Source organism: Vibrio sp. 10N.222.49.C9, from assembly GCF_041474985.1.
In the GTDB taxonomy this organism is placed as follows: Bacteria; Pseudomonadota; Gammaproteobacteria; order Enterobacterales; family Vibrionaceae; genus Vibrio; species Vibrio crassostreae_C.
Genome location: NZ_JBFRVD010000490.1, coordinates 1 through 273, shown reverse-complemented (window position 1 = coordinate 273; position 273 = coordinate 1). Strand labels below are relative to the sequence as shown.

Sequence of the window (273 nt, the reverse complement as noted above, 5' to 3'; positions counted from 1 at the left end):
CCAGGTCTAAACGTAGACCTAACCTTTGATGTACGTGAAGATGTAGCTGCACCATACATTGCAACAGGCGTTAAGCCTAAGATGGCTATCTTGCGTGAGCAAGGTGTCAACTCTCACGTAGAAATGGCAGCGGCATTTGACCGTGCTGGCTTCGATTCTGTTGATATCCACATGAGCGATATCCTAACAGGCCAAGCGGTACTTGAAGAATACCAAGGCCTTGTGGCTTGTGGCGGCTTCTCTTACGGTGATGTTCTAGGCGCTGGTGAAGGC

Annotated in this window: 1 protein-coding gene; it reads left to right on the top strand. The window is 49.8% G+C overall.

Annotated elements, in window-relative coordinates; translation table 11 throughout:
- Positions 1-273 (top strand): phosphoribosylformylglycinamidine synthase subunit PurQ (locus AB4585_RS24135; protein WP_372171286.1); only part of this gene is annotated, 273 nt, incomplete at both ends.